Annotated in this window: 7 protein-coding genes and 4 pseudogenes; 5 read left to right on the plus strand and 6 right to left on the minus strand. The window is 63.5% G+C overall.

Annotated elements, in window-relative coordinates:
- Positions 1 to 435 precede the first annotated feature (435 nt).
- Both K7854_RS20595 and K7854_RS20600 read left to right on the plus strand, forming a co-directional pair.
- Positions 436 to 2,085 carry a HEPN domain-containing protein gene (locus K7854_RS20595; protein ID WP_226028015.1) on the plus strand — a complete coding sequence of 550 codons (1,650 nt, stop codon included), beginning with the start codon at positions 436 to 438 and terminating at the stop codon, positions 2,083 to 2,085.
- Between the two features lie 302 nt (positions 2,086 to 2,387).
- A protein-coding gene (locus K7854_RS20600) for an IS5 family transposase (protein ID WP_372481050.1) occupies positions 2,388 to 3,178 on the plus strand; the annotation gives its coding sequence in 2 pieces (ribosomal slippage) (positions 2,388 to 2,703 and positions 2,703 to 3,178; 792 coding nt in all).
- A 15-nt stretch (positions 3,179 to 3,193) separates the two neighbouring features.
- Here the strand turns inward: K7854_RS20600 and K7854_RS20605 are convergent.
- Positions 3,194 to 3,640, minus strand: coding sequence for an SRPBCC family protein (locus tag K7854_RS20605; protein WP_226028016.1), 447 nt, complete (start codon positions 3,638 to 3,640; stop codon positions 3,194 to 3,196).
- A gap of 50 nt (positions 3,641 to 3,690) precedes the next feature.
- On the opposite strand from K7854_RS20605, the pseudogene K7854_RS20610 reads away from it, so the two are divergent.
- Positions 3,691 to 4,065, plus strand: a pseudogene (locus K7854_RS20610) (tyrosine-type recombinase/integrase); the annotation flags it as partial.
- Between the two features lie 488 nt (positions 4,066 to 4,553).
- Positions 4,554 to 5,060, plus strand: a pseudogene (locus tag K7854_RS20615) (DUF6928 family protein); the annotation flags it as partial.
- Between the two features lie 40 nt (positions 5,061 to 5,100).
- Here K7854_RS20615 and K7854_RS20620 read toward each other — a convergent pair.
- From K7854_RS20620 to K7854_RS20630, 3 genes and pseudogenes are all read right to left on the minus strand, one after another.
- Positions 5,101 to 5,322 (minus strand): annotated as a pseudogene (locus K7854_RS20620) (UTRA domain-containing protein); the annotation flags it as partial.
- A gap of 41 nt (positions 5,323 to 5,363) precedes the next feature.
- Positions 5,364 to 5,756, minus strand: a complete 393-nt coding sequence (locus tag K7854_RS20625; RefSeq protein ID WP_226028018.1) for a hypothetical protein — start codon at positions 5,754 to 5,756, stop codon at positions 5,364 to 5,366.
- 142 nt (positions 5,757 to 5,898) lie between these two features.
- A pseudogene (locus K7854_RS20630) lies at positions 5,899 to 6,300 on the minus strand (transposase family protein); the annotation flags it as partial.
- Positions 6,301 to 6,430: 130 nt separating this feature from the next.
- Here K7854_RS20630 and K7854_RS20635 point away from each other — a divergent pair.
- The gene (locus K7854_RS20635; protein ID WP_226028019.1) at positions 6,431 to 6,931 is read left to right on the plus strand and encodes a YfbM family protein; all 501 of its coding nucleotides are present in this window, start codon (positions 6,431 to 6,433) and stop codon (positions 6,929 to 6,931) included.
- A gap of 189 nt (positions 6,932 to 7,120) precedes the next feature.
- Here K7854_RS20635 and K7854_RS20640 read toward each other — a convergent pair whose 3' ends face one another.
- Complete coding sequence (locus tag K7854_RS20640) at positions 7,121 to 7,528, minus strand: hypothetical protein (RefSeq protein ID WP_226028020.1); 408 nt, start codon at positions 7,526 to 7,528, stop codon at positions 7,121 to 7,123.
- A gap of 264 nt (positions 7,529 to 7,792) precedes the next feature.
- On the minus strand, positions 7,793 to 7,865 hold a 73-nt coding region (locus tag K7854_RS37815), incomplete at its 5' end, for an LPXTG cell wall anchor domain-containing protein (RefSeq protein ID WP_372481051.1).

Consider the following 7,865-nt stretch of genomic DNA (forward strand, 5'->3'; position numbering starts at 1 on the left):
CAGGGACGCTGCTCCAGTTAGCGCCTCCTGCCGCCCGCTTGGGCAATTAAAGGAGTAGTACAGACGGCTTGCCGGCTCCGGCAAGCTCAGCCTGAGCCGTACGACTGAGAGACTCCAGGCCTAGCTGCCCCTGCAGTAGCTGCCCCTGCAGCTTCGCCCCGCAGCCGTCGGTAGCTTGTGCAGCATGGGGCCGCTCGCTGATACACGCCTTGTACAGCCGCAACTGATCACCGACGGCCGTGACCTGCCGGCCGCCTTATCGATCAACGTCCTGACCTGCTGCTGAGCTGTCGGTAGCTGTCGACGTTGGTCAACACTGAGCGCCCTTCCACGGCCCTAGGACGGCCCGGGAGGGCACTCTCGTTCATACCCTGCGGCAAAGACTCAGGCCGTCGGCGTCTACGGGCGTATCCTTGACGCGGCAAGGGGGAGGGTATGCAAAAAGACGCGAGTAGCAACGTCGAGAACTCCGATGCGAATGAACTTATTCCGACTCTCAGCGGAGCCTACGGAATTCGTTTTCTACACTTCGTGCTAGCTCTGCCCGATTCATGGGAGGAGGGGGACGGACTCTCGACCGAGCAAACTGATGCGGCGATCGCTTTGTACAGCTGGCTGCAGGCTTTTCAGCACATGGATGCGCCGAATCGATGGATAAATCTGGCATCTTTTTCCACTAGGCGACTGATGCGCGCGGACATATCTAACGCATCGGCGCTTAGAGAGATATGCGGCGGCGACCTGGAAATTCCGCAAGGCGATGAAGGGGATGAGGTTCATCGTATTCTGTCCGGCTACGCTAGAGACGCCTATCCTGCGTTTCTTATCAAACGTCCGGATGAAGAATGGGCCATGGGTGGGTTCTTCTATCATCCCGATGATCGAGAGGAGGTCGAGTTTTACAGAGGTGTACTCAAGGATGCCCAGCTGAAATACCTATTCCCTGAGTATGTGGACAAGAATCCGGATGAGCTCGACTACTCCACATTGCGTAACGTCGACTCATTGCTTTACTTTGAATCTGGTCAAGGCGGTAGCTATCAACTACCACTTTTGGCTTCACACCTTATCAACTCGGCCTATATGCGATGCGCCGTTGCGGGTGACGACAGTTTCGACGCATACATGGCTACTATCGCCCAAAACCTGGCTGATGCTCGAGGCATGGCGGCTGGGCGGACGGCGAAGGTTCCCGTAATATTGGGTTTCTCTAATGTTTCGATTTCTGATATTGATCGGATCGAACTCCCTTCAGGTCATCTGAGGAGAGTCTCGTCCCTGGATGCATGCTTCCTCCCGACCCAACCATCTATCGATGCGCTGCTTGTACTCGATGTGCCGGTGAAGCTTGCCGTCAAAGCCAAGCATCCGAGGAATGATGAGGAACACGGTGACGAAGTGTGGAATCGCGCTCAGAGTTCATTCCAGAATTGGCGTAATTCCCTGCAGTGGAAAACAGACTGCCATCGTTTGGCTTTCATGCTTGCCGACAGCGACAGTCACCGTGCTGGCGCAATTCAGGTTTTGCAAGCCGTCATCAACCCTCTTCAGGGATCCGCCTTTATGTCGTGGAGTGATGGCAGAGTGCAAACGTCTGCCACGACGGTTAACATCGATGCCGGAAGGGTGGATGGTATCCGTGGTTGGGTTGAGAACGTAACAGCTCTGCATCCGCGTTCACTGCGAGTAGCAATGCGCCGGATTCTGTCAGCTGCGAGCTCACGCACGGATCCCTCAGATGCTCTGGTGGATGCCGTCCTAGCCTGGGAGAACATGTTCAGTGACTCGCCGGAGACCTCGCTTCGCGTATGCGGGTCCCTTTCCCTTTTGCTGGAACCTGTTGATCGGGGCAGGCGGAGGGCACTAGTCAAAGAATTGACCGACATTTATTCGACTCGAAGCGCCATCGTTCATGGGAACGCAAGAGAGCCGAGCGCTGAAGTGATTTTCGCGGACGGTGACAGAGCGCTTGCGGTCGCTGTGAAAGCGATGCGTAAGTTGTACGAGAACCCGGATCTTTTGAGATCTCAGAATGCGAGCGCAAGGGGGAAGGAAGTGTTGCTGGGGCTCGTTGATATTCGCTAGAAGGTGGCGAGTTGCGCTGATAGTTCTGGTCGGTTAAGGGCCTGGTCGGAGAGGCTTGCACGGCGTTTAGGTCGGCGGAGCGGCTTTGGGCTGGAGCTGCTTTGGGGCGAGTGATCTTGGCCCCGTAAGCTTCCGGCGAGTCGGGCAGTCTGTGGACCTGCCCGTTAAAGCACGACGTTGGGGCCAAGATCTTAGAGGCTCGCCCCAAAGAGCTCGTAACGCGATCTTGAGTGGGTGTGCTGGTCGAGCGTGTCCGGTGTGATGATCTGGCCGTTGTTGCTCGTGTGAGTACTCGGCCGTGGATCGTGGACGATGCCCTGTGGGCAGTGATCAAGCCGCTGCTGCCGCCCTGGCCTGAGCGGTCGCCGGGACCGAAGCCGGTGGACGACCGGTTATGCCTGCAGGGCATCCTGTACGTCCTGCACCAGGACATCGCCTGGCAACTGTTGCCCCTGGAGTTGGGGTTCGGCTCCGGACAGACCTGCTGGCGGCGCCTGAACCGCTGGCAACAGGCGGGCGTCTTCAAGCAGCTGCACCGCATCCTGCTCGCGAGACTGAACACGGCCGGCGAACTCGGCTGGTCTCGCGCATGCATGGACGGTTCCTACGTCCGTGCGAAAAGGGGGGAGCCGCAACCGGTCCGTCGCCGGTCGACCGGCGGAAGACGGGCAGCAAGCACCACCTGGTCTGCGACGGGAAGGGCACCCCACTCCACGTCATCACGACCGCGGCAAACGTCAACGACATCACTCAGCCCCTCGCCCTGATCGACGGCATCCCGCCGGTGGCCGGACGAGTCGGCGCTCCCCGCCAACGGCCAGAGGCTGTGCTCGGCGACAAGGCGTACGACTCCCGGGCCGTCCGCCGCGAACTGCGCAAGCGCCGGATCATGCCCGTCATCTCCCGCAAGGGTGCCCCGAACATCAAGGGCCTAGGCAAGCTCCGCTATGTCGTCGAGCAGACCTTCGCCTTGCTCCACCAGTTCAAACGCCTCGCCGTCCGATGGGAGCGCTGCCTCGAACTCCACGACGCACTGGTCTCATTGGGCTGCAGCCTCATCTGCTGGAGGCGCCTCAAGAAGACCGGAGCATGAGCTTGCGCCGCACTTCTAGGAGTTCCGGCTCACGATTGAGTTGGCGTATGACGCGAGATCGTGGACCCATATCTGCAGGCGCCGTCTCCTGAGCGCATCCAAGAGGGGAAGGGTGTGCCGATAGGTCGCTGACCAGGTGATATTGGTGCCGCCGTGGAGGGCAGGGTCCAAGTCCACGGCCCCCCGATGAGACGTGAACAGCCCTGCAGCCTGCTCGTAACTGAACCGCTGGTCGGGAATCATCTCGACGACGCGCTCGCGGAAGCACACACGCCCAGTGCGAGAACGGATGGTGCGGACGTCACCAACGCGTGCCGGTCGGTCGACTCCCGCAGGCACGTCCCACCCGACGTCGGCGTAGGCCGACCACGCCGGCCAGGATTCCGCCTCCAGGAGCGCCTCGTACACGAGGGCGGCAGAGGCCGATGAGTGCGAGGACGCGGAGATAGCAAGGGACGACACACGGGCAAGGGTAGGCCGCCTCTCACCATGATCGTGTTACCAGCTCTAAGGTCACTCACCAGCTCCTCTTCACCAGCGGTATCGGCGCAGCCATCTGGAGCCAGGCGTTTAACGACCAGTCCTGGAAGCCCGCTCTCGCCTCCGCCGGCATCATCCCGGCCCCCGAGAAGGGCAAGCGCTACGCCGCCGCTCGCGAACACGGCATGCACGCGCTCCGGCACTTCTACGCCTCGGTCCTCCTGGACGCTGGGCAGAGCATCAAGGCCCTGAGTCTGTACCTCGGTCACAGCGACCCGGGGTTCACCCTCCGGGTCTACACGCACCTCATGCCGTCCAGCGAGACGCGGACCCGGAAAGCCATCTCCGCGATGTACCGGGCCGCCGGTCACGCTCACGACGGCCCAGAGACGGCCCAGGCTGCCTGAGACGGCCCCTCATCGGCGGGAAACCTGCTGGTGAGGGGCCTTTCCATGCCCGCTCGCGGTAAGTAACATCCCATCTTGCCGCACCGCCACCCCTGGGCGGAAACGCGTTCTCTGCGGGGGCTCTGACCTGGCCATTCCTGGATGGCGTCCGAGCCGCGTGGCCGAGGCCGCTCCAGTGTCAGTACCTGGGGCTATGGTGCGTCCGCCAACGAGGGCGACGCTCTGGGGGAGGGGCTGTGGGAGCCAAAATGGGACTGCTGGTGTGCGCCGACGGAGACGCCGCGGGAATGCTGCGTCAAGTGGGGGCGGCTGACCTTGTACGGACGACGGCCATGCTGCGGCGGCTCTATCCGGGCTGAGATCGATGAGTGCGAGGGTTCGAATCTCTCTGACGGCGTGTACCCCGCCGAAGGGGACGGTGTACGCGGCCAGCTGGCCCGGCGTGGAGGTCGTGGGCGACCAGAGTCTGATGATCGACATCCCCTTCCGGGCTTCCGGAACACCTGGTGGCGGCAAGCGCCGGCCGACGGCTCGTCCTTCACGCCATGCACAGCGCCGTCGACTGGCTGGCGTTCGCGGTGTGGAAGGACGGACGCCTCGTCCGCTCGCTGAGCCTCTCGCCGGACAGCGGCATCACCGAGAACATCGGCGAACCGCTCCCCTTCGAACTGCCTTACTGGGCCGGAGACCGTCCGGCGGACATCGTCCCCTGGCCCGGCGAGGAGGAAGAGCCGTACGCCCTGCCCTTTCACCCCTTGGAGTTGGGCGAGGACGCGTTGCGCGCGCTCTGCGGCTTCGTCCAGGAGGGCCGACCCGAACCTGACGACGTCAACGCGGATGCCATCAGACTGCATGGCTTCCATGTGAGAGAGCCGAATGGGCCCGACTCCGCCGGACAGGAAGCAGAACTACGCACGGCCGCGGCAGCCATGGATCCGCCACGCTTCTACACCCTGGGACCTGACGGCGCACTGATCGAGCGGCCAGGCCCTTGACTCGATCAAGTTTCTTCTGCTGAGTCCCAGCGGAACTCCTTCACCGAGTGATCGGGATCTCGTAAACGATCTCGCAGTGAGCCGCGGGCACCCCAATGTCCGCCGTCTCTACGGGCTGGCCGTCGTCGCTGTAGTAGGTCCGCCGGATGTGCGTAACGAGTGCGGCTTTCTGGATACCGAGTAGCGACGCCTCCTCGGCGGTCGCCTGCCTCGGCTCCGGCTCGGCTGCCTCTACCACTGCCTGCGAAACCGCATGCCCTACGACCCCGAACGGGCCTTCGGCGCACCCGTCGCGCTCACTGCCTAAAGCCGCGGGCCCACGAAGATGTCGACTGCGGCCGCGCTCCAGCCAGGCTCGTCAACAGCAACACGGATTTGCCGCCTGCCCCCTTCACCGATGAGGCTCACGAAGCGCGTCACACCCATGACATCACCGATGACCAACCGTCCGTCAGCCAACGAGATCGGCCCCTCGAAGACGGTCGCGAAGGAAGGATCCGGCCCTGGCGCCTCGTCGAGCGGATCGGTGAAGATCCGGATCTTGACGAGTCGAACCTGAGCCTGAACCCGGATGGCCACATGAGTGTCACACCCGACCGCGGCCTCGCCTCTCAGCTCCAACACCGGCAGCCAGTCGGTCGACCCCAACGCCAGAACAGGATGATTCACCCGAATCTCCACGCCGGCGACCTGCATATTCGACCCTCTCTGGTGTCCGCCTTACGACGCGCCGCGATGTTATCGGGTGGCTCCGACAGACGAGGCACCTCACCTCTGACCCCTGGGGTCGGAGGTGAGACTGCCACGCACTGAGTTGACCTCCGATGACATGAGATGTCTTGGACTGCTCGGCGATGCTGTGGTCGCGGGTGGGGACCAGGGTGCCGTCCACGATCAGGACGGTGTTCGTGCGGAACCGCTTGCGCTGCTGGGGTGCGAGTGCTGGTCCGAGGTGGTCGGTGATGCGGTCGGCCGCAGACTTGGACACCCCGAACAGCGGTGCTAGTTGGCGCAGGGTGAGGTTGGTGCGCCAGTAGGCGGCGACCAGCAGCACCCGGTCCTCCAGCGGCAGGCCCCACGGCCGGCCCCTGCGGACCGGATCGGCGCCCTCGCGCCGGAGCGAGGTGATCAGCTTGCCGAATTGCCTTGGGCTCAGCTCGCTGAACGGGGATATCCACGCGGGATCCGAAGCCGTGATGAGGTGGCTGGATGGGGTGCAGGGTCGTTCACCTGCGTTCATTGAGGGCTCGTCACCAGGCTGAGGCCGGCTCCCAGCCTTGGCTGAACGTCGGTGAATCAGGCTGAATGAGAAGGAAACTGGGACTGCCCGTCCGGCGGTCGTTGTCAGTGGCCTCGCCTAGTCTCCGGCCATGAGCATGATCGGTGAGTACCTGCGTGTCACGGCTGCTGAGCTTGACCGAGCGATCCAGGACCCCGACTGGGCTTTGGACTTCGTCGAAGAGGTCCAGGACGCCGAGGAGGAGACGGAGCCCGCGCCGGCCGAGGCGCGTCACTTCAGCACGTACAAGGCCTGGGACATGCTTCGCTTCCTTCTGTCGCGTGCTGGGTTTCCCGTGAACGTGATCCACGGTGAAGAGCCGTTCGCCGAGGACGAGGACTGGGGGTATGGGCCTCCGAAGTACCTGCGGCCTGAGCGGGTCCGGCTTGCGGCGAAAGCTCTGCGTGGCACCAGCTATGACCAGCTCGTCAGTGGCGTGGATCCTGCTGAACTGACCGGTGCCGAGGTGTATCCGCTCGGATGGAGTGAGTCTGGCTCGCTGGAGTGGGGGCGTCCCTGGTACGACGGGCTTACACAGTTCTTCGAGGCTGCTGCCAGGGTGGACGACGCGATGCTCGTCTGGCTGGACTGACAGGCGCAGACACCGGTGAGACCTCAGCTTGAGAAGCTGCGATCATTCGCGGTTGATCAGGGCGCTGAACTGGGCGAACGTCTGGCCTGCGGCCTCGCCAGCGTCGCTCGGTTCAACCGTGATTCCCCGCTGTTCCCCGCTCGATCTGGTGCGCTTGTGGTGCGCAGTGGCTCGCCGCTTTGAGACCAGCTACCAGTCCCGCCAGGAGTCGGTGATCTCGGCACGGTCGATGCCCCTTCGTGCCGCCAAGGCAGCCACGTCGATGCCGTGTTCGCTCAAGGTCTGGTCGATGCACTCGCACAGCTGCTCACGCTCGTCTGTGCAGAACCCGGCACCGCCGTGCTCGTCGTCCTCGTTGATCGCGTTGAGATCCAGAACGACCCGCTCAACCGCGCCGAGGACCTCCTCGTCAGAGGGCTCCCTCAGCGCACGTATGTCCTCCTCGAACGCCTGCAAGGCGTCGTCCGTCGCCTTCAGCAGAGACTCCGGGAAGAGCTCCGCCATGGCGGCGCATTCCGGGGCCAGCGTCCCGGCAGCCAGTTCGCGCGCCTCCTGGGCTACGAGGGCACGCCAGTTCTCGGGTGGGCTGATCGCCATGCCGAGGATGGTAGGCCCGAGCGCTGACACTCGCGCCGCGGGCGTAGGGAGCGACCCCTGGTTTGGAAGATCGCGTACCCGGATCCGGGCTGAGCTGGCGGGACGCTGAAATGTGGGTTTCTCCTCATCTTGCCGCACCGCCACCCCTGGGTGGAAACCCGTTTGCGGGGGCTCTGACCTGGGGCTTCGTGGGGCGGGGCACCGTGCCGCCGTGTTGGCGGTGGGGCGAGACGCTTGGCGGGGGCGGTTAGGGCGTGGCCGGGGTCACTGTTCGTTCCTTCGGCGGATGAAGAGGAGGACCGCGCCGCCGATGACCACGAGGCCGATGGCCGCGCCG

The sequence above is a fragment of the Streptomyces hyderabadensis genome, assembly GCF_020404845.1.
GTDB lineage: Bacteria > Actinomycetota > Actinomycetes > Streptomycetales > Streptomycetaceae > Streptomyces > Streptomyces hyderabadensis.